Source organism: Corynebacterium sp. 1103A, from assembly GCF_055700955.1.
The window spans coordinates 98,644-122,278 of the sequence record NZ_JASTTF010000006.1; the positions used below are offsets into that span (position 1 = coordinate 98,644).

Annotated in this window: 24 protein-coding genes and 7 tRNA genes; 8 read left to right on the plus strand and 23 right to left on the minus strand. The window is 67.0% G+C overall.

Going from position 1 to position 23,635, the window contains the following annotated elements:
- Positions 1 to 42: 42 nt before the first annotated feature.
- The 4 genes from ruvA to QQS52_RS06230 all read right to left on the minus strand — a co-directional run bounded on the left by ruvA (position 43) and on the right by QQS52_RS06230 (position 3,195).
- Positions 43 to 660, minus strand: a complete 618-nt coding sequence (gene ruvA / locus QQS52_RS06215; RefSeq protein WP_472773058.1) for a Holliday junction branch migration protein RuvA — start codon at positions 658 to 660, stop codon at positions 43 to 45.
- 89 nt (positions 661 to 749) lie between these two features.
- Entirely contained in the window at positions 750 to 1,334 is a 585-nt protein-coding gene (ruvC, locus tag QQS52_RS06220) for a crossover junction endodeoxyribonuclease RuvC (protein ID WP_472773059.1), read from the minus strand.
- Between the two features lie 185 nt (positions 1,335 to 1,519).
- Positions 1,520 to 2,272 carry a YebC/PmpR family DNA-binding transcriptional regulator gene (locus QQS52_RS06225; protein ID WP_472773060.1) on the minus strand — a complete coding sequence of 251 codons (753 nt, stop codon included), beginning with the start codon at positions 2,270 to 2,272 and terminating at the stop codon, positions 1,520 to 1,522.
- 95 nt (positions 2,273 to 2,367) lie between these two features.
- Positions 2,368 to 3,195: an acyl-CoA thioesterase gene (locus QQS52_RS06230; protein WP_472773061.1), complete on the minus strand. Its 828-nt coding sequence runs from the start codon at positions 3,193 to 3,195 to the stop codon at positions 2,368 to 2,370.
- 164 nt (positions 3,196 to 3,359) lie between these two features.
- Between QQS52_RS06230 and QQS52_RS06235 the strand changes: the two genes are divergently transcribed.
- Together QQS52_RS06235 and QQS52_RS06240 are read left to right on the plus strand one after the other, a co-directional pair.
- Positions 3,360 to 3,839, plus strand: coding sequence for a DUF3817 domain-containing protein (locus QQS52_RS06235; protein ID WP_472773062.1), 480 nt, complete (start codon positions 3,360 to 3,362; stop codon positions 3,837 to 3,839).
- Between the two features lie 96 nt (positions 3,840 to 3,935).
- Entirely contained in the window at positions 3,936 to 5,198 is a 1,263-nt protein-coding gene (locus QQS52_RS06240) for a DUF2029 domain-containing protein (protein WP_472773063.1), read from the plus strand.
- On the opposite strand, the gene QQS52_RS06245 is transcribed toward QQS52_RS06240, so the two are convergent.
- The 15 genes from QQS52_RS06245 to QQS52_RS06315 form a co-directional block, all read right to left on the minus strand.
- Entirely contained in the window at positions 5,166 to 5,621 is a 456-nt protein-coding gene (locus tag QQS52_RS06245) for a hypothetical protein (RefSeq protein WP_472773064.1), read from the minus strand. The two genes, QQS52_RS06240 and QQS52_RS06245, sit on opposite strands and share 33 nt — an antisense overlap.
- Positions 5,622 to 6,725: a glycosyltransferase family 4 protein gene (locus tag QQS52_RS06250; protein WP_472773065.1), complete on the minus strand. Its 1,104-nt coding sequence runs from the start codon at positions 6,723 to 6,725 to the stop codon at positions 5,622 to 5,624.
- Between the two features lie 6 nt (positions 6,726 to 6,731).
- The gene (locus QQS52_RS06255) at positions 6,732 to 7,664 is read right to left on the minus strand and encodes a phosphatidylinositol mannoside acyltransferase (protein WP_472773066.1); all 933 of its coding nucleotides are present in this window, start codon (positions 7,662 to 7,664) and stop codon (positions 6,732 to 6,734) included.
- A 9-nt stretch (positions 7,665 to 7,673) separates the two neighbouring features.
- Positions 7,674 to 8,297, minus strand: coding sequence for a phosphatidylinositol phosphate synthase (gene pgsA / locus QQS52_RS06260; RefSeq protein ID WP_070768306.1), 624 nt, complete (start codon positions 8,295 to 8,297; stop codon positions 7,674 to 7,676).
- A complete protein-coding gene (locus QQS52_RS06265) occupies positions 8,290 to 8,865 on the minus strand; it encodes an HIT family protein (protein ID WP_472773067.1) in 576 nt (191 codons plus the stop codon). The genes pgsA and QQS52_RS06265 overlap by 8 nt, the downstream gene beginning before the upstream one ends.
- Complete coding sequence (gene thrS, locus QQS52_RS06270) at positions 8,858 to 10,915, minus strand: threonine--tRNA ligase (RefSeq protein ID WP_472773068.1); 2,058 nt, start codon at positions 10,913 to 10,915, stop codon at positions 8,858 to 8,860. The genes QQS52_RS06265 and thrS overlap by 8 nt, the downstream gene beginning before the upstream one ends.
- 72 nt (positions 10,916 to 10,987) lie before the next feature.
- Entirely contained in the window at positions 10,988 to 12,241 is a 1,254-nt protein-coding gene (locus tag QQS52_RS06275; protein ID WP_472773069.1) for a Dyp-type peroxidase, read from the minus strand.
- A 19-nt stretch (positions 12,242 to 12,260) separates the two neighbouring features.
- A complete protein-coding gene (locus QQS52_RS06280) occupies positions 12,261 to 12,869 on the minus strand; it encodes a copper chaperone PCu(A)C (RefSeq protein ID WP_472773070.1) in 609 nt (202 codons plus the stop codon).
- Between the two features lie 15 nt (positions 12,870 to 12,884).
- A complete protein-coding gene (locus tag QQS52_RS06285) occupies positions 12,885 to 13,442 on the minus strand; it encodes a copper resistance CopC family protein (RefSeq protein ID WP_472773071.1) in 558 nt (185 codons plus the stop codon).
- Between the two features lie 226 nt (positions 13,443 to 13,668).
- Positions 13,669 to 13,744 (minus strand) — tRNA-Gly (locus QQS52_RS06290).
- 53 nt (positions 13,745 to 13,797) lie between these two features.
- Positions 13,798 to 13,872: transfer RNA gene (locus QQS52_RS06295), tRNA-Val, on the minus strand.
- Between the two features lie 25 nt (positions 13,873 to 13,897).
- Positions 13,898 to 13,971 (minus strand) — tRNA-Cys (locus QQS52_RS06300).
- Between the two features lie 44 nt (positions 13,972 to 14,015).
- Positions 14,016 to 14,091 (minus strand) — tRNA-Gly (locus QQS52_RS06305).
- 53 nt (positions 14,092 to 14,144) lie between these two features.
- Positions 14,145 to 14,219: transfer RNA gene (locus QQS52_RS06310), tRNA-Val, on the minus strand.
- A 31-nt stretch (positions 14,220 to 14,250) separates the two neighbouring features.
- Positions 14,251 to 14,326, minus strand: a tRNA-Gly gene (locus QQS52_RS06315).
- 257 nt (positions 14,327 to 14,583) lie between these two features.
- Here QQS52_RS06315 and QQS52_RS06320 point away from each other — a divergent pair.
- The 4 genes from QQS52_RS06320 to msrB all read left to right on the plus strand — a co-directional run bounded on the left by QQS52_RS06320 (position 14,584) and on the right by msrB (position 17,068).
- Positions 14,584 to 14,658, plus strand: a tRNA-Val gene (locus QQS52_RS06320).
- Positions 14,659 to 14,725: 67 nt separating this feature from the next.
- On the plus strand, positions 14,726 to 15,409 hold the full coding sequence (locus QQS52_RS06325; RefSeq protein ID WP_472773072.1) for a pyrimidine reductase family protein: 684 nt from the start codon (positions 14,726 to 14,728) through the stop codon (positions 15,407 to 15,409).
- 80 nt (positions 15,410 to 15,489) lie between these two features.
- Entirely contained in the window at positions 15,490 to 16,668 is a 1,179-nt protein-coding gene (locus QQS52_RS06330; RefSeq protein WP_472773090.1) for a glycosyltransferase family 87 protein, read from the plus strand.
- On the plus strand, positions 16,649 to 17,068 hold the full coding sequence (gene msrB / locus QQS52_RS06335) for a peptide-methionine (R)-S-oxide reductase MsrB (RefSeq protein ID WP_472773073.1): 420 nt from the start codon (positions 16,649 to 16,651) through the stop codon (positions 17,066 to 17,068). The genes QQS52_RS06330 and msrB overlap by 20 nt, the downstream gene beginning before the upstream one ends.
- A 13-nt stretch (positions 17,069 to 17,081) precedes the next feature.
- Here the strand turns inward: msrB and hemQ are convergent, their stop codons facing one another.
- Positions 17,082 to 17,783 carry a hydrogen peroxide-dependent heme synthase gene (gene hemQ, locus QQS52_RS06340; protein ID WP_472773074.1) on the minus strand — a complete coding sequence of 234 codons (702 nt, stop codon included), beginning with the start codon at positions 17,781 to 17,783 and terminating at the stop codon, positions 17,082 to 17,084.
- Between the two features lie 141 nt (positions 17,784 to 17,924).
- On the opposite strand from hemQ, the gene QQS52_RS06345 reads away from it, so the two are divergent.
- Positions 17,925 to 18,569 carry a DUF3000 domain-containing protein gene (locus QQS52_RS06345; protein WP_472773075.1) on the plus strand — a complete coding sequence of 215 codons (645 nt, stop codon included), beginning with the start codon at positions 17,925 to 17,927 and terminating at the stop codon, positions 18,567 to 18,569.
- Positions 18,570 to 18,596: 27 nt separating this feature from the next.
- Complete coding sequence (locus tag QQS52_RS06350) at positions 18,597 to 19,802, plus strand: HRDC domain-containing protein (protein WP_472773076.1); 1,206 nt, start codon at positions 18,597 to 18,599, stop codon at positions 19,800 to 19,802.
- On the opposite strand, the gene dxs is transcribed toward QQS52_RS06350, so the two are convergent.
- From dxs to QQS52_RS06365, 3 genes are all read right to left on the minus strand, one after another.
- Positions 19,799 to 21,706: a 1-deoxy-D-xylulose-5-phosphate synthase gene (dxs, locus tag QQS52_RS06355; RefSeq protein WP_472773077.1), complete on the minus strand. Its 1,908-nt coding sequence runs from the start codon at positions 21,704 to 21,706 to the stop codon at positions 19,799 to 19,801. The two genes, QQS52_RS06350 and dxs, sit on opposite strands and share 4 nt — an antisense overlap.
- Before the next feature lie 67 nt (positions 21,707 to 21,773).
- Complete coding sequence (locus QQS52_RS06360) at positions 21,774 to 23,015, minus strand: class I SAM-dependent RNA methyltransferase (RefSeq protein WP_472773078.1); 1,242 nt, start codon at positions 23,013 to 23,015, stop codon at positions 21,774 to 21,776.
- Positions 23,015 to 23,626, minus strand: coding sequence for a DUF3159 domain-containing protein (locus QQS52_RS06365; protein ID WP_472773091.1), 612 nt, complete (start codon positions 23,624 to 23,626; stop codon positions 23,015 to 23,017). Before QQS52_RS06365 ends, QQS52_RS06360 begins: the two co-directional genes overlap by 1 nt.
- Positions 23,627 to 23,635: the final 9 nt, after the last annotated feature.

The following is a 23,635-nucleotide window of genomic DNA, read 5'->3' on the forward strand; positions in this document are numbered from 1 at the left end:
TTCTAACACCCTACCCGTCGCCAAACCCTGGCGTGCGCCTACTTATTTCTTCCCCAGCCGGGCCAGCGCGCTGCGCAGGACCACCGGCGTGGCGGCATCGGGCTGCTCGGCCATGATTGCCTCGACGGCCGCGGCCGCGGCCTTTTCCGTGAAGCCCAGCCCCACCAGCGCCTCGGTGACCTGCTGGACCACCGGCTCGTTGGCCGCGGGCACCCCGCCGGCAGCCGCGCCGCCGCCCGCGGCCGCACCGGCCCCGGCGAAGCCGGCCACCTTGTCCTTGAGCTCGAGCGCTAGCCGCTCCGCCATGCGCTTGCCCACGCCGGGAATGGTCTGTAGGCGCTTGGCGTCCGACTGGCTAATCGCCTGCGCCAGCTCGTTGGCCTCCAGCACCGACAGCGCGGCCAACGCCAGCTTCGGGCCGAGACCGGAGACGGACTGCAGCAGGTGGAACATCTCGCGGTCCTCGGCGGTGCCGAAGCCGTAGAGGGTTATGGAGTCTTCCTTGACCACCATGGAGGTCAGCACGAAAGCCTCCTCCCCGCGGGTCAGCCGCCCAAGTGTGGGCGGGGCAGCGTGCACCAGGTAGCCCACGCCCTGACATTCGATAACGGCGTGATCTAGCGCGATGGAGATGACCTCTCCGCGCAGCGATGCGATCATGGCGAGGGCTTTCCTTTCTTCCCGGGTGGAGTTCTAGGAGACAAAGTGTTCTTAAAGTTTCGGACGGTTGGGGCTTAAAAGTCGCGGGGCTAACCTGACTGCGCCGAGCGGGCGTGCGCCAGGGATTGCTGTTGGCCCTGCCGCTGGGCTTGGGTCCTTTCCCGCACCTGCTCGGCGCGGGCGAGGGCCGGGGCGCGCCAGCAGTGACTGACGGCAAGCGCTAGCGCGTCGGCGGCATCGGCCGGCTTGGGCGGCTCGCTAAGCCCCAGGATACGGGTGATCATGGCGGTCATCTGCTTCTTGTCAGCGCGGCCGTTGCCGGAGACGGCCTTCTTGACCTCCGAGGGGGTGTACATGTGCACGTCCAAGCCGCGCTCGGCGGCCGCGAGCACCAGGACCCCGACGGCGTGGGCGGTCTGCATGACCGTGGAGACATTGCCGCGTTCGAAGACGCGCTCGATGGCCACGACGTCCGGCTGGTACTCGTCCATCCACTCCGCCACGGCCTTCGACAGGCGCAGCAGGCGCTCAGTGAGGTCCTTGTCCGCGGGCGTGCGCACGACGCCGACGGAAATGGGGATGACGGCGCGGCCCCGGCCCGCCTGCACGACCGACAAGCCGCAGCGCGTCAGCCCCGGGTCGATGCCCATGACGCGTAAGCCTTCCAAGTTCACCGGCTACCTCCGTCACACATATGTTCTAGTACCTCATCACGCATACTACACGCGCTACGTCCGGACGGCCAGCCTGGGTGCCCCGGTGTGGTCAGCCCGGTGCAGACAAGACCAAGGGCAGCCGCGGCAAGAAATTCTCGCCCCGACTGCCCCATTGCCAGGCTCTTAAGCCCCGGGCCGGCTTACTAGTCCTCGAGCTCAGCCAGGACCTCGTCGCTGAGATCCATGTTGGTGTAGACGTTCTGCACGTCGTCGGAGTCTTCCAGCGCGTCGATGAGGCGGAAGATCTTCTTGGCATCGGCCGCGCCGAGCGGGACCTCGACGGACGGGCGGAAGTCGCTGTCAGCGTCCTCGACGGAAATCTCCGCCTCCTCCAGGGCACTGCGCACCGCGCGCACGTCGGCAGGCTGGCAGGTAATTTCGAACTGCTCGCCGCGGTCGTTGACCTCTTCGGCGCCGGCCTCGAGTACGGCCAGCAGCAGGTCGTCCTCGGTCAGCTCGCCCTTCTTCACAAATACAACGCCGACGCGCGAGAACATATAAGACACGGAACCGGACTCGCCCAGGTTGCCGCCATTCTTCGTCATGGCGGTGCGCACCTCGGTGGCCGCGCGGTTGCGGTTATCGGTCAGGCACTCAATCAGCATGGCCACGCCGTTGGGGCCGTAGCCCTCGTACATGATGTTTTCCCAGTCGGCACCGCCGGCTTCCTCGCCGGAGCCGCGCTTGCGGGCGCGCTCGATGTTGTCGTTAGGGACGGAGGCCTTCTTGGCCTTCTTAATCATGTCGTCCAGCGTCGGGTTGGCCGCGGGATCGCCGCCACCGGTACGCGCCGCCACCTCGATGTTTTTAATCAGCTTGGCGAATTCCTTGCCGCGCTTGGCGTCGTTGGCAGCTTTTTTATGCTTGGTCGTCGCCCATTTAGAGTGGCCGGCCATAAGGTGTGCCCCTTCCTAGTTGGTTTTAACTAACGCGATTATACGTGCCGAGGCCATCGGGTCTGAATAAGACCTCGCCCAGATCACCTACTCGGTCATTCCTTCAGCCACCGGATGAGGCCTTCCTGGTTGACTTGAGCAACCAGAGTGCCATCCTGGCGGAAGACCCGCCCCTGGGCGAAACCGCGCCCGCCGCCGGCGAACGGAGAATCCTGCTCATAAAGCAACCACTCATCCACTTTAAGCTCGTCGAAGAACCACAGACTGTGGTCGAGGCTGGCCATCTGCACGCGGGCGTCGGGGTGCGAAATCAGCGTCGAGTTGAGCAAGGTCATATCCGACAGGTAGGACAGCGCCACCTGGTTCAGGTCCGGGTCGTCGCCCAGCCCGGCGTTGTAGCGGAACCAGATGTGCCGCGCGCCGGCGCCGTATTTGTCCTGGGCGTGGTGCGAGTTGTCGTACTCGTCGGGGACCATCACGACGACCCAGTCGCTCCACTCCCCCAGCACGATGCGCGAGGTCGACGGCCAGTCCGCCGCGTGGTCGCGGCACTCCTCCGGGCCTGGCACGTCCGGCAGCTGCGCGGCGTGTTCCGGGCCCTGGTCGCCGGGGCGGCGGAAGCTGACCAGCATCTCCACGATCTCCTTGTCGCCCTGCCAGCCGGTGACCCGGCGGTGGCTGAAGGTGCGTCCGTCGCGGACGGTGTGCACGGTGAAGTCGATGGGCTCGGCGGACAGCCCGCCGCCTACGAAATACGCGTGCAGCGAGTTCGCCGTCTTTGCCTCGACCGTTTGCTGCGCCGACTGCAGCGCCTGGCCGATAACCTGGCCGCCGAAGGTACGCTGCATCTCCGAGGGCACGCCCGGACCGCGGTAGCGCCCATCGCCCAGGTCGGACAACTCAATAACCTGACGAAACGACACCGAAAGCTCCCTTCTCCTCCAGGTGGGCGCTGCCGCGCGAGGGCGCGCGGGGCGGTTGGCCGGTGCAGGTGCGGTGTGGCACCGGCCGGAGGACTATGACGCCCACCACATATATGGCTGCCCACCTTACCCGGTGGCGCCAGCCTCCGTAAGATGGTCGGACGATGACTCCCCAGAAACTACACCTGTCCGCCGCTGTGCTCGAGATGTTCACCTGGACCCTCCTGCTGGTGGGTATGGCCCTGAAATACTCCGGCGTCACCGAGGCCGTCGTCCCCGTCGCCGGCAGCATCCACGGCTTCGGGTTCTTGAGCTTTGCGGTAATGACCTGCCTGATTTGGATCAACAACCGCTGGCCGGTTGGGATCGGCCTCTTGGGCCTGGCCGTTTCCGCCTTCCCTTTCGCCGCCCTGCCCTTCGCGCTGTGGACCGCACGCCGCGGGCTGGTGTCCGGCGGGTGGCGCTACCGCGACACCGACAGCGAGGCTACCCCCGCCGGGCCCGCCGATACCCTGTTGGCGCAGGCGGTGCGCCACCCCGTGCGCTCTATCCTGTTGACGGTAGTGGTTATTGCTATCGTATTTGGAGTCCTCGTGACGCTGGGGCCGCCGGTCGATGTCGAAGAAATCCTCCGCGGCTCTTAAGCTCGTCGTATCCTCGGCGGGCCCTCGCGGCGCTTTACGCGCCAGATTCTGACCGTGTTGTGCTCTATCTTGTGATGATGAAAAGACTTTTGAATAATGACTAGGCTCCTGCGGGCAGGCGGTGTCCTTCGCCGCGTCCCGGCCGTGTGGGCCGGCTGGGTGCTCGCGCGCCTGTGCCTGGCTTTGCTCATCAAGCTCAACCACGAGCCGCGGGGCGATCTTTTCTACTACCACGCGGCGATCTTCGGATCGAACCCGCAGGATATGACCGAATACCCGCACGCCGGGACCTGGCCGACTTTCCTCGCCGCCTGGCTGGGCGGCAGCGAGATCATGGCCTTCATGTTCGTCTTCGCCCTTGTCTGCCTGGCCTGCGACGCCGCCTTCCTGGCCGCCCTCCTCCACCGGCACGACAAGCGCCCGACCGCCTTTGCCGCGGCCTGGTTCTGGGTGCTGTTCGGGCTGGCCGCCGGCCACGTCTTCCTCATGCGCCTGGACATCTTCCCCGGGCTCGCGGTCGGCCTCGCGGCGCTTGTTATCCACCGCTGGCCGGCGCTGTCCTCCAGTCTCATCGCGCTCGCCTGCGCGATGAAACTGTGGCCAGGCGTGCTCGCCGCCGGGCTGGTCGGGCGCTTTTCCAGCGCCCGCGCCTGGCTGCGGGTGCTGACCTTCGGGGTCTCCCTGGTAGCCTTCGCCGGCGTCACGCTGCTCGCGGGCGGCTGGGAGCGCCTGACCAGCCCCCTGGATTACCAGAACGTACGCGGCCTGCAGATCGAGTCCATCGCGGCCACGCCCTTCATGTGGGACGCCTACCGGCACCCGGGGAATTACAACATCGGCATGGCGCCGTCAAAGTCCTTCGAGATCGCCGGCGCGGGCACCGACGGCGCGGTGCAGGCAACCACCTGGGCCATGGGCATTATCATCGCCTTCGCGCTACTGTGGGCGCTCTACCGCTTCATCTGGGGCGGCTGGAGCCCGCAGACCACCATCGCCTGGGCCGCCGTCATCGTGCTGGGCCTTATCGTGACCAACAAGGTCTTCTCCCCGCAGTACATCATCTGGTTCGGCCCGCTCATCGCGGTCGCCCTGCGCACGACGGCGCCGGGAAGTGCGCGCCGCAAACTGGTGGCGGCCTTGAGCGTTATGACGGTGGTCTGCGCGGGCCTGGGGACCTTCATCTACCCCTTCGGCTATGACTACCTCTGGAATTTCGTGGGCGAGCAGCTGGCGCCCGTGGCCGCCTTGGTCGCGCGCAACGGATTGGTCGTGGTCATGTTCGTGCTCGCGCTGGCGTGGTGGGCACTCGAGCTGCGCGCCCAGGTGCTAGAAGGCCGTCAGATCGAAGAACTCGGGTAGCCGGGCGGTGCCGCCCAACCGGAAGGTGCGCACGAGGGGGCGCAGGCGTAGGGCGCGGGTGTCCGCCACGGCCTCGTTGTAGAAGCGGTGGGCCAGCTGCACGCGCACCTCGGCGTCGACCAGCTGCGCCGGCGGCGGCTCGCACAAGCGGCGGATCTCCTCGCCCAGGCGGTGCTCGAGGTCGCTGCGCTGGGTGAACTGGCCCGGCACTAGGGCGGTCGACTCGGCCTGCGCGCTAGCCTCGGCCAGCCGGGGCTCGAGTGCCGCCGCCACCGCCGCGCGCCTATCCAGCGCCGCTTGCAGCTGGGCCAACGCCGCGTCCGTACGGATGTGCAGGGTGTTAAGCCGCTGGGCCGTGAAATAGGCCCAGAGCATCACCCCGGTCACCACCACGGCGACCGCCACGAGCAAGGCGGTACCCATCTACTTCACCTGCACTTTCGACCCGTCCTGCACGGTCTCGTAGACCGCCATCACCTGGGCCGCCACATGATCCCAGTCATAGGTAAGCGCCCGGCGGGTGCCGGCGGCGGTGAGCCTGTCGCGCAACTCAGGGTTGTCCAGCACGTGGTTGAGCTGCCGGGCCAGCGCTGAGGCATCGCCGTTGGCAAAGAGCAGGCCGGCCGGCTCCGCGGATTCGACGTCGCAGACCGCCGCGAAGGCCTCGAGGTCACTGGCGACGACCGCACAGCCGGCCGCCATGGCCTCCACCAGCACGATGCCAAAGGACTCGCCGCCGGTATTCGGCGCGACGTAGATATCCGCCCGGCCCAGGATCTCGGCCTTCTCCGCGTCGGTGACGCGGCCGACGAAGTCCACCCCGTCGACCTCGCGGGCCCGTCCCCCGCCCATCACGGTCACCCGCACCTCGCGGTGGACCTCGGGCAGGGCCGCTAAGAGGATGTCCAGGCCCTTGCGCGGCTCATCCAGCCGGCCCAAAAAGACGATCTCAGGGCGCGGGTCTGCCCGCTGCGCGTCCTCCTGCGCCTGGCGGGCGCGCGCGTAGACGGACGTGTCCACCCCGTTGGGGATGAGCACTGGGTCGCCGCCGAGCTGCTCGACCTGCCAGCGCCGCGCCATCTCGGAAACCGCGATCCCGCCACGGACCTTCTCCAGCATCGGCGCCAGGATGGGCTTGGCCAGGGTCAGGATCGTCGAATTCGCAGCAGACGCGTGATACGTTGCCACGATAGGCCCGGTGGCCAGATAGAGCGCCACCATGGAATAGCTCGGCGAGTTCGGCTCGTGGATATGCAGCACGTCGAAGTTTCCTTCGGTAACGAACTGGCGCAGCCGGCGAAAGACCTGGGGGCCGATGGCCAGGCGGGCCACGGAGCCGTTATAGGCGATCGGCACCGACCGGCCGCCCTTGACCACGAAATACGGCAGCTCGGTCTCCTCGGCCGCGGGCCCAATGACGCGCACGTAGTGCCCCTGCTCCAGGTAGACCGTGGCCAGGTCAAGGATGTGCGCTTGAACTCCGCCGGGTTCGTCGAAGGAATAGGGGCAGACGATGCCAATCCGCATAGGGGCTTACCTCCCGTCCTTCTCGGCCTCGGCGCGGCGGGTGCGGTCGGCCCGCCGCCGCCCGACGTCGACGTTCCACTGCGGCTGCAGCATGTGCCAGTCGGCCGGGTGCGCGGCGATATTGGCCGCGAAGCCGTCGGCCATGCGCTGGGTCGTTTCCGCCACGTCGGTCACCTCCAGCGCCGGCGCGCAGGACAGACCCCAGCCATCCAAAGTAAACCAGGGGTGCACCACGTGCAGGCGCGCGCCCGTCTGGGCGGCCAGCAGCGCCGGGCCGGCGGCCATGGTTGCCGACTCCCCGAAAAACTCCACCGGCACGCCCGTGCGCGACAGGTCGCGCTCGGCCAACAGGCACACGATGCCCCCTGCCTCCAAGACCTCTTTCAGCCTGCCAAACGGTGGCTCGGCCCCACCCGTGAGTGGCAGGACCTCGAAACCTAGGGACTCGCGGTAGTCCACGAAGGCATCGAAAAGCACCTCAGGCCGCAGGCGCTCGGCCACGGTGGCGAACTGGCCGTGCATGCCCACTAGGCAGACGCCGGCCATGTCCCAGTTGCCCGAGTGCGGCAGCGCCAGGATGACGCCGCGCCCGCGCGCCAGGCTGTCTTCTAGGTGTTCGCGGCCGACTAGGTCGCGTTGGAGGCGCGCGTGCAGGCCGGGGTCGTCGTGGATGGCCGGCAGCCGGAAGGCTTCCTTCCAGTAGCGCATATAGGAGCGCATGGAGGCGCGCACCAGCTCGCGCGTGACGTTTTCGGCACCCACGACGCGGGTCAGGTTGCGCCGCAGCTGGTCCATGCCGCGCCCGTGGTCGCAGGCTAAGTCCGCAATACGGTCAAACAGCCAGGTAGCCCACGCATCCGGCAGCCAGCGGACCACCCGCCAGCCGGCCAGATACCCGAGCGTCGAGAAATCAATTTCGCGAGAGAAAAACAGCGCCATCGCTGCCCCCTAAAGTTGCGCTTGGTCGGCTACCTTGTCCTGCTTCATGGCCATGATAAGCCGCTGGTAGATGGTGAAAATCGAACCGATGGCCAGGATCCACAGGGATATCGCCAGCGCGTTGGGCACGCCAAAACCTTCTAGCCCCACGCCGACCAAGCCGATGATGAGCCGCTCGGGCCGCTCAATCAGCCCGCCGACCATGCGCAGCCCGGAGGCCTCGCCGCGGGCCTTAACATAGGAGATGACCTGCGAGGAAACCAGCACGATGAGGCCGGCGGCCACGGTGGACGGGTGCGCGTCGACGGTATAGACCAAGTACCAGATAATGGCGGCAAACAGCGCGCCGTCGGTCACGCGGTCACAGGAGGCATCCAGCGTCGCGCCAAAGGGCGTGCCCCCACCGCGGATCCGGGCCATGGTCCCGTCGATCATGTCGAAGGCCGCGAAAAGCCCGGACAGCACTGCCGCCCAGACCAGGTGCCCGGAGGGGATCAACAGCACCGAGATGGCGATGGTCACGATGGCGCCGACCGCGGTCACTGCGTTCGGGGTCAACCCGACCTTCAGAGCCGCTTTGGCTACCGGCTCCACCACCACCGCGGCCGGTTTCCTGCCGTGCACACTAAGCACGCGAATCCTCCTCGTCTATGTCCCGCCACGCTGCGGCCAAGAGACGGCGCGTCTCCTGCAACAGCTGCGGCAGTACTTTAACCCCATCCAGGATAGTCATAAAATTGCTATCTCCCGGCCACCGCGGCACGACGTGCATGTGCAGGTGGTCTCCCACCGATCCGCCGGAAGCCTTACCTAGGTTAAGCCCCACGTTGACGGCCTCCGGCCGCGACACCCGCTTGAGGACGCGAATCGCCTTTTTCACAAAGGCCATCATCTCCGCGGTCTCAGATTCGGTGAGGTTTTCCAGCTGGGATTCCTTGCGGTAAGGCACCACCATGAGGTGGCCCGCGTTGTAGGGGAAAAGGTTCAGCAGCGCGTAGACCTCACGCCCGCGCGCGATGATGAGCCCGTCCTCGTCGCTGCTCTGCGGGGCTTCGACGAACGGGTCCATCGACCGCTTCTGGATATAGGCCATGCGGTATGGGGCCCAGAGCCGCTCGAGGCGGTCGGGCTCGCCCGCCCCGGAGTCGACATAGGCGGAGGGGGCGGGCCGTTCGGATTCCGCGTTTTGGCCACTAGCCACGGAGGTTGCCCTCGCTCGGCTGATCGTTGACCCGCTGGGTCACCCACTTGTCGATGAGCTCGACGGCCTCGTCCACCGGCACGCCGTTGACCTGGGAACCGTCGAGGAAGCGGAAAGAGACCGCCCCTGCCTCGACGTCGCGGCCGCCGGCCAGCAGCATGAACGGGACCTTGCCCGTGGTGTGGTTGCGGATCTTCTTCTGCATGCGGTCGTCCGAGGTGTCCACCTCAGCGCGGATGCCGCGGGAGCGCAGCTTGGCGGTGACGTCCTCCAGGTAGGAGACGAACTCGTCCGCCACCGGGATGCCGATGACCTGCTGCGGGGCCAGCCAAGCCGGGAAGGCGCCGGCGTAGTGCTCCAGCAGGACGCCGAAGAAGCGCTCGATGGAGCCAAACAGCGCGCGGTGAATCATGATCGGACGCTGCTTGGAGCCGTCCGGGGCGGTGTATTCCAGCTCGAAGCGCTCCGGTAGGTTGAAGTCCAGCTGCACGGTGGACATCTGCCAGGTACGGCCGATGGCGTCGCGCGCCTGCACCGAAATCTTCGGGCCATAGAAGGCCGCGCCCGCCGGGTCCGGGACCAACTCGAGGCCGGACTTAGTGGCCACGCGCTCCAGGATGCTGGTGGAGCGCTCCCAGATCTCGTCCGAGCCGACGAACTTGTTCGGGTCCTTGGTGGACAGCTCCAGGTAGAAGTCGTCCAGGCCGTAGTCCTGCAGCAGGGAGATGATGAACTCCAGCACCTTGGTCAGCTCGTCCTCGAGCTGGTCCTCGGTGCAGTAGATGTGGGCATCGTCCTGCGTGAAGCCGCGCGCACGGGTCAGGCCGTGGACCACGCCGGACTTCTCGTAGCGGTAGACCGTGCCAAACTCGAACAGGCGCAGCGGCAGCTCGCGGTAGGAGCGCCCGCGGGAGGCGAAGATCAGGTTGTGAAACGGGCAGTTCATCGGCTTGGCGTAGTAGTCCTGCGGCTGCTTGGTGCAGTTACCCTCCGCGTCATACTCGCCGTCCAGCTGCATGGGCGGGAACATGCCGTCCGCGTAGAAGTCCAGGTGGCCGGACTTCTTGAACAGGTCACCCTTGGTGATGTGCGGGGTGTTGACGAAGGAGTAGCCGTCCGCCAGGTGGCGGCGCCGGGAGTGGTTTTCCATCTCCATGCGCACGATGCCGCCGTTCGGGTGGAAGACCGGGAAGCCGGAGCCGATTTCGTCCGGGAAGCTGAACAGGTCCAGCTCCGCGCCCAGGCGGCGGTGGTCACGCTTTTCGGCCTCGGCCATCAGCGTCTGGTAGGCCTCCAGGGCCTCCTTGGACTCGAAGGCGGTGCCATAGATGCGCTGCAGGCCAGCCTTGGACTGATCGCCGCGCCAGTAGGCAGCCGAGGAGCGGGTCAACGCGAACGCCGGGATGTATTTCGTGGTCGGCAGGTGCGGGCCGCGGCACAAGTCGAACCACTCGACCTCGTTAGTGCGCGGGTTGACGTTGTCGTAGAAGGTCAGGTCGCCGGCGCCGACCTCGGCGGCCTCGTCCGAATCCGGGGCAACGTTGCCCTTGTCCTGGATGAGCTCCAGCTTGAAGGGCTCGTCGGCGAGCGCCTCGGCGGCCTGCTCCGGGCTCTCGTAGACCCCGCGGGCAAAGCGCTGGCCCGTCTTGATGATCTTCTTCATGCGCTTCTCGATGGCCTTGAGGTCCTCCGGTGTGAAGGGCTCCTCGGTCTGGAAGTCGTAGTAGAAGCCGTTCTCAATGGCCGGGCCGATGCCCAGCTTGGTGCCGGGGAACTCCGCCTGGACGGCCTGGGCCAGCACGTGGGCGCAGGAGTGGCGGACCACCGCGCGGCCCTCTTCCTCGCTGGCGGCGACGGGGGTGAAGGTCTGTTCGGTCTCCGGAACATGGGACAGGTCCTTGAGGTTGCCCTCGGCATCCCGGACCACCACGACGGCCTCCGGGCCCTTGTTCGGCAGGTCCAGCTCGCGCATAGCAGCCCCGACGGCAGTGCCGGCCGGGCAGACGAAGGACTCGTAGTTCACGGGGACTGCAGGAATAGCTTCCGCCATTTGGTGCGCTCCTTTGCGCTCATGCGGGCAGCAGCATACCTGGCCGCGGCCCGCGGTTTATTATTCCGGAGCTTATCTTACCGCGTCCAACAGTGCGGATCCCCAAAAGGCCGAACCCGTGCCGCCGGCGCTGGTCCCGGGCGGGATGAAATAGACCGCGGAGCCGATGTGGCTAATCCACGTGTTGAGATGATCGGCCTCGTCCAGGCGGGCCTGGATGGGCTCGAACTGGCGGGTCGGGTCCTTCTGGAAGCAGATGAAAACCAGGCCCGCGTTGGACAGCTGGATGAGGTCTTCTTCCTGCGAGTCGGCGTAATCGGGCATCAGGTCGTAGCTGTACGGGCGCCGCTTGAGCTTCTGCTCGGGATGGTCGGCCGGCGGCCGGGCCCGGGCCATGTGGGAGTTCGGGTCGATTACCGGCAGGCCGTACTTGTCGGCGGCCGAATAATCCGGCTCGTCCAGCTCCTCCTGCCCTGTCAGCGGCGCGCCGTTGGACAGCTTGCGGCCCACGGAGTTTTCCCGCGTGGCGCGGTCCAGCTTCTCCCAGGTATCCAGGTTCATGCGGATGCGGCGCACCACCATGCAGGTGCCGCCTTGGGCCCAGTCGGGGCCCTCATCAATCCAGACCTGCTGGTCGTATTCTTCCTCGCCGCGCGGGTTGACCGTGCCGTCGAGCTGGCCGAACAGGTTGCGGTGGGTCGCGCCGTGAGGCAGGGAGCCAAAGGAGTTGGCAAAGCCTTGCTGCAGCCAGGTGACCTTGGCGTAGTCGGTGCCGGCGCGAATCATGTGCCGCATGGCGTGCGAGGCCATCACGGCGTCGTCACAGCAGATCTGCAGCACGACGTCGGTCTGGCCCCACTTGTCGCTGAGCTGGTCCCGCGCGAAGGGCTTGATGTCCCGCAGCCACTCCGGCTTCAGGTCGGCGGCGCCGAGCTTGTCGAAGACCGACTCGCCCCAGCCGCAGGTGATGGTGAGATTGGCGGGCACGTCCACCATCTCCGGCTCCAGGGAGCCCAGCGGGGTCTCGCCCGTGCACAGCGCCCGGGCGTCCTCCGTCCACAGGCTCATCAGGTTGCGAAAGCCCCGCTTGCCGATGCCCCGCTTCAGGTCAAAGCCCACCAAGTTCAGGTGGGCCTGCATGTCCGTGTCCACGCCCGCCTGGTGCTCGCCGTCGAAGGCGACGATCGCCTCCGCCAGCGGCTCGGACTGGCTGGCCTGCTCAATCGCGTCCTTTTCTTCCGCCTGGCCGCAGGCGCTTAAGGCGAACGATGCCGCCCCCACCGCGCCTGCGCCCTGCAGGAAATGCCGGCGATTAAGTCCCGTCATGGCTCTCGCTTACCCTCCCCTAGTGTCCGCTTTGGCCGGCGTGCTCGCCGTGCTCGGCGTGGTCACCCGGATCGCCGTGGTTGGCGTGATCGGTGGATCCCAGGTCGCCGTAGTCCTCGTCGCCGGCGCCGATGCTGCGCACCGGCACCTCGCCCAGGTCGATGGTCTTGCCGTCGGTCAGGTGCAGCGTAATCGCTACGGACTCGCCGGCCATCACCGGCTCCTTGACCCCCATGAGCATGAGGTGGTTTCCACCCGGCTCCAGGGTGGCCTCGCCGTCGGCCGGAATGGTCAGCGGTTCGGTCATCTCGGACATCTGACCGTCGACGGTCTCGTGCAGCTGGGTCATCTCCGCGTCGATGCTGGTGCTAAAGGACTCAACCTGCAGGTCGGTGTCGGTGTGGTTGACCAGGGTGCCGAAGATGGCGGTCATGTCGGAGTCCTCGGCCATCGCGCGCACGACGCCGCCCTCAAAGCTTACGTCGTCAGCGGCGGCCTGCTCCGACTCGCCGGCGGTGGTGGTGGTCTGCGTGTCGGTCTGATCCGAGGGTTCATCGCTCGGGGAGCAGGCCGCCAGGGACAATGCCGAGGCAGCGACTGCGGAGACAACAAAACGGGTGTATTTCATGACAGATTCCTTTGTTTACTGTTCATCAATGGGGCGACGCTTGGCCAGAACCAGGACGACGACGACGGCCAGCACCAGCACGCCGCCGACGGCGAGGATCCACCTCAGCGGGCCATCGGCGCCGCCGACCTCCTCATCCGGGGACGGGACGGCGGACTCGTCGGCGGCGACGCTGGAATCGTCGTCGCCGGCCACGGTGAAGCTGACTCCCCCGCGGGTGGCGTGCCCGTCCGAGGAGGTGATCTGGAAGCCTACCTGGTAGTCACCGGGGCCCGGATCGACGTCGTCCGGGGTCTCGATGGTCAGGTTGCGCTCGTCTAGCTCCGGCTCGGCGGAAAACAGTAATTCCCCGGTCTCCTCGTTGGTCACGGCGAAGTTATTGAAACCCTCCCGCGGGATTCCGGAGAATTCCAGGGTGATGGTCTCGGGGAAATCGTCGAGGACCTGACCTTCGGTGACGGTGCCGCCGATGACGGCATCGTGAGCCAGGGCTACCGGCGCTGCCCACGCGGACAGGCCCAAGGCACCGGCTGCCACCGCAGCGCCTGCGGTGCGCGGGGAAAATGAAAACATGTACTGCTCCTTACGGCGAGGACTCGCCTGGTCGTTCCAAGGTCGCAGCGGCACACACCGCGGGCTTTCCGCCGCGCTGCGCGACGCGTATCCGACTAGTCGCTCCATTGCTGGAAGCAGTTCCCAACAATGGCGCAGATCTCACTGTCATAACTGGTGCCCCGATTGTCCCCCACCCGAGCGCCAACATACAAAACGCCGCCCCCAGCGGGGACGGCGTGAAAAGTGGAGCGGATGACGAGACTCGAACTCGCGACCCTCACCTTGGCAAGGTGATGCGCTACCAACTGCGCTACATCCGCAAATTTGAAACCAGGCCCGGTTTCAGGACTTCCCAACGAGGTTGGAAAACCCGTGGTGCGCGATACTGGGATTGAACCAGTGACCTCTTCCGTGTCAGGGAAGCGCTCTCCCACTGAGCTAATCGCGCAGGCGTCGCCGGTGGCCACGCTAACTGGAGGTGGAAACGGGAATCGAACCCGTGTGCACGGTTTTGCAGACCGTTGCCTCACCACTCGGCCATTCCACCGTGGCGTATGCCGCCTCACACAAGTATACAAAGTGAAACTGTGTTGGAGCGGATGACGAGACTCGAACTCGCGACCCTCACCTTGGCAAGGTGATGCGCTACCAACTGCGCTACATCCGCAAATTTGAAACCAGGCCCGGTTTCAGGACTTCCCAACGAGGTTGGAAAACCCGTGGTGCGCGATACTGGGATTGAACCAGTGACCTCTTCCGTGTCAGGGAAGCGCTCTCCCACTGAGCTAATCGCGCGGGATTAACACCTTCTTTAAAAAAGAAAGCGTGGAGCGGATGACGAGACTCGAACTCGCGACCCTCACCTTGGCAAGGTGATGCGCTACCAACTGCGCTACATCCGCATGCACCGTCTCCAGCTGAAGCTTTCTGTGCGGTGCGAGTAAAAACATTATCCTGAACCGGTCCCTGTTTACAAATCGCCCGCTCACAGGCCGGTTCTTGGGACCTTCGCGGCGGGGTGTAGCGCAAGCTAAATGACACCGCTGTCATCCCCGCGACCCGCACCCCGGTATCCGGGCCACCGCGGCCCCACCGGGACCGCCATTTTGCTGGGGATTCGCCGGATCGCGCGGCACCGTGCTACATTTTAGCCCAGCACGGTCCCATGGCTCAGTGGAAGAGCGTTCCGTTCACACCGGAAAGGTCGCTGGTTCGATCCCAGCTGGGACCACCACTTATAAAGCGTCTCCCCTTGTGATGGGGAGGCGCTCTTTTTGTATCCGCACCCTATGATGGTGGCCATGGATATCAACGCTTTAGTAGGCCCCGACCGCCCTGAAGTCCGGGCGGTGGTGGTCGCTACGGTTTCGGGCTCGGCCTCGGCGGCCAGGACGTCCCACAGCCTCGGCAACGACACCGACGCGCAGTTGTTGCAGGGGCTGCGCGAATGGGCCGAGGTCATCGTGGTGGGCGCGTCCACCGTGCGCGCCGAGGACTACGGCGGCGCGACCTCCAACTCAGGGGCCCCGGCCCCAATTGCGGTCGTCACCGGCAGCGCGGACATGGATCCGGACTCCCGCTTCTTCACTGATTTCACCACCGCCCCGCTGCTGCTGGTCCCGCACGCCGCACTCGCCCAGGCCGGAGTACGCGAGCGCACCCGCCGGCTGGCGGCCCAGGGCGCGGAGGTCCTCGACGCCGGGACGGCGAGCCCCGCCGACCTCCTGGCCTGCCTGCGGGCCCGGGGCTACGGGCGCATCGTCTGCGAGGGCGGGCCGGGCCTTTTGTCCCAATTCGTGGCCGCCGACGCCATCGACGCCTTCTACCTGACCCTCGATCCCACGGTCACGTCGGCGGTGGAGACCCCCGTCGTCCGCGCCAACGATGCCACCTCACCCCGCACTACCCGCCTCACTCTGGACAATTGCGCCCCCGATGCCGACGGCACCGTGTTTCTGCGTTACCGCCGCGCGCCGAGGCCGTAAACTGGCTGGCCGTGAGTACCAGTTTCCTGTCTTCCGCGTGGACTGCCCGCGCCGCGCTCGCCCCCGGCCGCCCCGCCCAGCTGCCCGCCGGCCTCAATCTGGCCGCCTGGCCGCTGGCCATCCTGTTGGCGCTCAACACCGTGCTGGTCCGCGCCTTCAACGGCGCGCCCACCGATGACTTCAGCACCGTCTACTACGCCGTGCGGCGCGCCCTGGACGGGCAGGCCGTCTACGAGCAGGCCTACCACCACGTGGACCCGCTCTACCTCTACAACCCGGGCGCCACACTGCTCCTCTACCCGCTGGGCCTGGTGGACAATTTTCCCCTGGCCCGCGTGTTTTTCATCCTGGTCAACGCCGCGGCGATCGTCGGCGCGTTGGCGATTTTGACCCGGGTGGTGGGCCACCGCTTGTCCAGCCCGCTGTGGCCGGCAAGCATCGCCCTGGCTTTCGCCACCGAGGCCGTCACCAACACTCTGACCTTCGCCAACATCAACGGCCTGCTGCTGCTGGCACTCAGCGGGTTTTTGGCTTTGGGCCTACGGGGCGCGGGAGCGAGCTTGTGGGCGGGCATCGTGCTAGGCCTGGCCATTACCGTCAAGCCGCAGTTCGCCCCGCTGCTGGTCCTACCGCTGGTCAAGGCCCGCTGGTTCACCGTGGCCGCAGGTATTGCGGTGCCGGTGGGCCTGAACGTGGTGGCCTGGCCGGTTATCCCGGACGCCGGGGACTACCTGCGCCGGTTGGTGCCCTACCTGGGCACCACCCGCGACTACGCCAACTCCTCCTGGGACGGCCTGCGCGCCTATTTCGACCTGCCCGGCTGGGCCTACTACCCCGTCTGGGTGCTGGCGGCGGTGCTGGTGGCTGTCGCCGTCATGCTGCTTCTCCGCTGGCGGAACACGGACCCGGCTCTGTGGGCATTGACGACCACCGGCGTGCTGCTGGTCGGCATCTTCTTCCTGTCCTCGCTGGGCCAGCAGTACTACTCGATGTGGCTGTTCCCGCTGATGTTTACCGCGGTGCTGCCGCGCAGCGTTTTTCATTCATGGCTGGCCTGGGCCGCCGCGGCCTGCTTCCTGCTGCCGGCCACCTGGACCTCCACCCACTGGCCGGACGCGGGGCGCTGGGCGAATTTCTTCCTGGGCACCGCCGGGTGGTTCCTGCTAATCGTGGCCTGCGCGGCCAGCGTGACCGGCTGGTACCTAGGCCAGTGCCGCGGCGCCGGTTACACTGGGCGGCATGACCAACCAGCCCACTGATTTCAAGCTCATTGCCGACGCCGACTGGAAAAAGCGCTTAAGCGACGAGGAATACTACGTCCTGCGCCAGGGCGGGACCGAGCCGCCGCACGTCGGCAAGTACACCGACACCACCATCGAGGGCGTGTACTCCTGCCGCGCCTGCGGCGCCGAGCTTTTCCGCTCCACCGAGAAATTCGCCTCCCACTGCGGGTGGCCGTCCTTCTACTCCCCCAAGGACGTCGACACGGTCATCGAGCGCGAGGACCGCTCGCTCGGCATGGTGCGCACCGAGGTGCTGTGCGCCAACTGCCACTCGCACCTCGGTCACGTCTTCGCCGGCGAGGGCTACGACACCCCTACCGACCTGCGTTACTGCATTAACTCCATCTGCTTGGACCTCGACGAGCGCGAGGTCTAGCAGCACTTAAGGCTTAAGGCAGGACCTTGATGAGTTCTGCCACGTCAGAAACCCGGCGCCCGGTGTGGAACGGGATTTCCTCGCGCACGTGGTTGCGGGCCTCGGTGTAGCGCATGACGTACATCAGGTCGACGATCCGGTCGAGGCTCGGGGCTTCGAAGGCCAGGATCCACTCGTAGTCGCCCAGCGCGAAGGCCGGGACCGTGTTGGCACGCACGTCGGCGTAGTCGTGCGCGGCCATGCCGTGCTCGACCAGGATCTTGCGGCGCTTTGCTTCGTCCATGATGTACCAGTCATAGGAACGCACGAACGGGTAGACGGCGATCCAGTCGCCCGGATCCTCGCCCATGATGAACGACGGCAGGTGCGACTTGTTGAACTCCGCCGGGCGGTGTAGGGCGTTGCCCACCCAGGTCACCTCCGTGACCTGGCCAAGCACCGTGGTGCGGCGGAAGTCCGCGAAGGCGCGCTGCAGATCTTCGAATTCTTCGGCGTGCCACCAGATCATGAAGTCGGCGCTATCGCGCATGCCGGACAGGTCGTAGATGCCGCGGACGGTGACCTTGCCTTCCTCCGCCAGGCGGGCGAAGAAGTCCTGGGCCTGGGCGATGATGTCGTCGCGCTCGGCCCCCAAGGCTCCCGGGATGGCACGGAAAACCGCGTGCTGGGAGTACTGCTGGACTTCGTTGAGCTTATTAAAATCGAGCTTCGCCATGGACAATCCCCTTTCAAAGGACGTACGAGTCTGACTAGGACATGACCCCTCCAGTATCCACCATTAGTTGGATACTTGGCCAACTGGGGGCACGGCGCGCCTCCCACCAGTGGCGCCGGCGAAAATATAGCTTGATTGATTGTGAGCATTTCCGAGACTTCCCAGCCGCACAGCGCCTCCCCTGCCGCTAACGATGCCCCCGCCGACGGCGAGACCACCACGCCGGCCACCTTTAACCGCGCCGTGGAGTCCATGCACCAGGCGCGCTTGCGCCCCGAGATTTCCCTAGGATCCATCCGCCCGCCGCAGCGGCTCGCCCCGTACAGCCACGCCATCGGGCTCGAGGTCGACCGCGGCGCGGACGATGCCGACTCCATCCCCACCGACAGCAGCGGCGACGCCTTCGGCCGCCTGATCCTCCTCCACGATCCCGGCGCCGAGGAGGCCTGGGACGGGCCCATGCGCCTAGTCGCCTATATCCAGGCCGACATGGACCCGGACGTCGCCGGCGATCCCCTCCTGCCGGACGTGGCCTGGGAGTGGCTGACCGAGGGCATGGCCGACTGCGCCGCCCGCCACACGAATTTGGGCGGCACCGTCACCTCAACCACCTCTGTGCGCTACGGCGAGATCGGCGGCCCGCCGCGCGCCTACCAGCTCGAGATGCGCGCGTCCTGGACGGCCGAGGACCTGGAACTGGGCCCGCACGTGGAGGCCTTTGCCGCCGTACTGGCGAACGTGGCCGGCCTGCCCCCGGAGGGCGTTACCCAGTTGGGGCGCGGATAAGCCAGCGCGCGGGTAGCCTGGCATACCATGAGTGAGCTTAGACGAGTACCGGCACAAGGCATCCCGCCGGTCGCCAGTACCCCGCAGGAGATCGCCGCCGCCGCAGCGCGGCTAGCCGGCGGGACGGGGCCGCTGGCCGTCGACACGGAGCGCGCCGGCGCCTACCGCTACAACGACCGCGCCTTCCTGCTCCAGCTCCACCGCGCCGGCGCCGGCACCGTGCTCATTGACCCGGAGGGCAACGCCGCCGCCGTCCAGGAGCACGTCGGCGGCGCTATCAACGGCCAGTCCTGGGTCCTGCACGCCGCCAAGACGGACCTGCCCTGCCTGGCCTGGCTGGGCCTGAAGCCGGGATCCCTCTTCGATACCGAGGTCGCCGCCCGCATGGCCGGCTTCGAGCACCCCAACCTGGGCCACATGGTCGATGAGATCTTGGGCGTTGAGCTAGAAAAGGCCCACGGCTACGTGGACTGGTCCACCCGGCCCCTGCCCCAGGACTGGCTGGCGTATGCCGCCCTCGACGTCGAGTTCCTTCTCCCCTTGGCCGAGACCCTAAAGGACGTGCTGGCCGAGGAGGAAAAGCTGGACTGGGCGCTGCAGGAGTTCGACGCGCTGGTCGCCGAGCACGCCGGGACCACCGCCCCGGAGCCCGGCTCTTGGCGCGAACTCAAGGGCCTGAGCACCCTGCGGCGCAGCGAGCAGCTCGCCGTGGCCAAGGCCCTGTGGATTAAGCGCGACGCGTTAAGCGCCCACCGCGACATCGCCCCGCCGCGGGTGCTGGGCAACAAGGTGCTCATCGATGTCGCGCGCACGCTGCCGAATTCACCCGCCGAGCTGGCCCGCGTCAAGGGCTTTCCGCGCAAGCGGAAATCGGCCACGCAGCTGTGGTGGGACGTCGTCGAGCGCGCCCGCGACCTGCCGGCCAGTGACTGGCCTCGCCCCCAGCGCACCCGCCGCGAGGCCCCCGGGAAGGCCGCCTGGCCGGCCGAGCTCTGGGAGCTCTACCAGGCCGCCCGCCAGGACTTCACCGACCTGGGCCAGGACTTGGCCGTCGATGACTCCCTGCTCATCAAGCCCGCCACCCTGCGGGCCGCGATCTGGGCCGCGCTCGGCCCCAAGGCCCGCCTAGCCGACACGGCCGACCTGGTGGACTTCTTGTTTGCCAACGGTGTACGCCCGTGGCAGCTGGAATGGGCTGTGCCGATTATCGCGCGGCGCATCAACAGCTTCTAGCCGAGCCACTCTTGGACGGACTCGGCAATGCCCTCGGGTGCTAGCCCAACGTCTTCCAGCAGCTGGCCGCGGGAGGCGTGCAGCGGGAAGTAGTTCGGGAACGCGAGGCGGCGCAGCGGGGTGTCCACCTGGGTATCGCTGAGCTTTTCGGCCACCAGGGAGCCGATGCCGCCGCGCTTGATGCCGTCTTCCACCGTGACCACCAGGCCGGAGTCCGCGGCTAGGCGCACCACGGACTCCGGCACGGGTGCGACCCAGCGCGGATCGATGACCGTCACGCCGATGCCCTGCTCGGCCAGCAACTTCGCGGCCGCGATGCTGCGCGCCGACATCGCGCCCACCGAGACGATGAGCACGTCGCGGCGTGCCTCGGCATCGCTGGCCGCGGCGCCGGAGGACGAGCCGACGTTGGTGTAAATGACGTCCGTGCCGTCGGCGAGCGTGTCGACGGCGTCCATGTCGTCGAGCAGGTTGCCCTTCGGGAAGCGCACCACGCTGGGCCCGTCGGAAATTTCCAGGGACTCGTTGAACAGCTCGCGCAGGCGCTTGCCGTCGCGCGGGGCGGCCACGCGCATGCCCGGCACGACACTGGTTAGGGCCATGTCCCAGACGCCGTTGTGGCTGGCGCCGTCCGAGCCGGTCACGCCCGCGCGATCCAGCACCACGGTCACCGGCAGCCCCAGCAGGGCGATGTCCATGAGCAGCTGGTCGAAGCCGCGGTTCAGGAACGTCGAGTAGACCGCGACCACCGGGTGCAGCCCGCCCAGGGCCAGCCCGGAGGCAGAGGCCATCGCGTGCGCCTCGGCGATGCCGACGTCGTAGAAGCGGTCCGGGAAACGCTCCGCGAAGGGCATCAGGCCGGTCGGTCCGGCCATCGCCGCGGTGATTGCCACGATGTCGTCGCGGCGCTCGGCGGCCTTGATGAGCTCCTCGGAAAAGGCCGCGGTCCACCCGGGCTGGCTCTTGCCCTTCGGCACGCCGGTGACCGGGTCGATAGCGCCGGTCGAGTGCATCTGGTCCTTGGGCTCGTTAACCGCCGGGGCAAAACCGTGGCCCTTCTCGGTGACCACGTGGACGATGATGGGGCCCTCGAAGTCGCGGGCGTAGCGGAAGGCGTGGTTGAGCGCCTCGAGGTCGTGGCCGTTGATGGGTCCGATGTATTTCATGCCCAGCTCGGGAAACATCTCCGTGGGCAAGACCGAGGATTTGACGCCCTCCTTGAAGGCGTGGAGGGCGTCGAAGGCGCGCTCGCCGACCCAGCCCATCGACTTTAAGGTCTTCTTACCGTGGGCCATCAGCTCGTCGTAGCCGTGCTGGGAGCGGATGCGACCCAGGTTCTCCGACAGGCCGCCGATGGTCGGCGCGTAGCTGCGCCCGTTGTCGTTGACCACGATGACGGCGTTCCGGTCCTTGTCCGCCGAGATGTTGTTGAGCGCCTCCCAGCACATGCCGCCGGTTAGGGCGCCGTCGCCCACGATGGCGATGGCGTTGCGGTGCGGCTCGCCGGCCAGGCGGAAGGCCTTGGACAGCCCGTCGACCACGGAGATCGACGCCGAGGCGTGCGAGGACTCCGTCCAGTCGTGCGCGGACTCGGCCCGCCGCGTGTAGCCGGACAGCCCGCCCTTTTGCCGCAGGCTGTCGAAATCGCCGGCGCGGCCGGTGAGCATCTTGTGCACATAAGACTGGTGCGAGGTGTCAAAGACCATCGCGTCCTGCGGCGAGTTGAACGTGTAGTGTAAAGCGATGCTCAGCTCCACCACTCCTAGGTTCGGCCCTAGGTGGCCGCCGGTGACGGAGACCTTCTCAATGAGCAGCTGGCGGATCTCCGCAGCAAGCTGTTCCAGCTCATCGCCATCGAGCTTTTTGAGATCCTTCGGCGAGTCAATCGAATCAATGATTCTCATGGAGTGCTCAACTACTCCTTTGCTTAATTTTGCTTCAATCGCAGCGGTGCCCCGCTGGTTTTATTTTCTACCGTACATCGTGGCTCGCACGCGGGGTCAAAAGCACCAGGGTCTCGAAGTGGTGCGTGCCGGGGAAAGCATTCACGACGACCATCCGGTCGACGCCGTAGCCCGCCTCGACCCAGGCGGACAGGTCGCGGGACAGGGCGGCCGGGTCGCAGCCGATGTGCACGACGCGGTTAGGAGCGGCATCGGCAATGCGGGCCACGACCTGCTCCCCGGCGCCGACGCGCGGCGGGTCCAGGACGACGGAATCGGCTGGCGGCAGCTGGCCGACGACCTTTTCCACGCGGGCGGATTTGACCCGCACCGCGCAGTCGGCCAGGCCGGGCTGCTGATCCGGGCGCGCGGCCGGCGACAGGTCCACCGAGTAGATTTCCGCGCCACCGGTGGCCGCGCTCAGCGTCGGCACGAAGAGGCCGACGCCGCCGAAAAGATCCCAGGCGGGCCCGTTGCCGGTGCCCAGCAGCTCGGCGACCAAGCGGGTATAGGCCTCCGGCGCGCCGCGGTGGGCCTGCCAGAACGCGGTCGCCGGAAACTCGAAGCGGTGCCCGTCTACCTCCTCGACGACGCCGGCGGATCCCTCGACGACCTGCTCAATCTTTTCCACCCGCTTGCCGCGCGGGCCCTTGCGGGTTTCGATGACGTGGCGAGCCCCGGTGCCATCGAGCACCGCGATGACCTCCGCGCCCGGCGTGAACGTGCGCGCACCCGGGCCCACGATGCCGTCCACCAGCCCCGCCGCCAGCTGCGTGCAGGCGACGTCGGTGACCAGGTCGTTGGACGCGCGCTTGCGGGTGCCGGCCCGGCCGCGGGAGTCGACGCCTAGGCGCACTCGGGTCCGCCAGCCGCGGTGCGGAGGCAGCTCGCGCAGCTCGAGCTCCGGCAGGTCGCCGTGAGCGTCCAGGTGGCCGACGCGGGCCAGCTGGTCGCGCAGGACGTCGGCCTTGATGCCCAGCTCCTGGGCCGGATCGACCTCCGCGAAGTCGCAGCAGCCCGCCCCCGCCGCGGCGGCCGGGCAAGCCGAATCCACACGGACTGGGCCGGCGGTTGCCACCTCGGTTACGGTGCCGCGCAGCATGGATTTTTTGACCTTGTCGAGGCGGACGATGACCTCGTCGCCGGGGAAGCCGCCCCGGACGAAGACGATGCGCCCGTCCTCGGCGCGGCCAATCCCCTCCCCGCCGTGCGCCATGCGGTCGATGCGCAGTCGGATAACGTCGCCTGCCTGGTAGTTCGCAGTCTCCATTAGTCTGGTTGTCCGTTCTTCTCGAGGGGTGGTTGTTCTTCTTCGACCTCAATGGCCTGGTTGGCCCGGCGCACCAAGAAGATGGTCAGGAGGGTGACCAGGCCGGTCAGCGGCCACCCCATGAGGATGCGGGTAATGCCCAGCGCGGTAGTCTCCCCGGCGTTGTAGATGCCGTTTTGGATCACGAAGCGGGCCAGGAAGACCACGGCCCAGCCCGCCGTGGCGAGCGCGTAGGCGCGCCGCGCGGCGGGGATCTGGCGCCAGGCCATGTCCTCGCCGTTGATGCCCTTCCAGATAACGCCCACCGCCGGCCAGCGCACCAGGATGGACACGACCGCGGCGATGCATAGCACCAGCGAGGCCCAGATCCCGTACAGGAAGTAGCCCTTCGCGTCGCCGGTGGCGTAGGCGATGCCCGCGCAGATGGCCACGCCCAGCAGGCCGGAGATAGCCGGCTGGAGCGATTCCTTGCGCGCCACGCGCCAGATGGCCACCGCCACAGCCACGCCGATGGCCGCCAGCAGCGCGGGGCCCAAGCCCCACATGCTGTTGACGGGGATGAGCACGACCACCGGCAGCGTCGCCGCCACCAGCCCGGTCACTCCACCCATCTGCTCAAG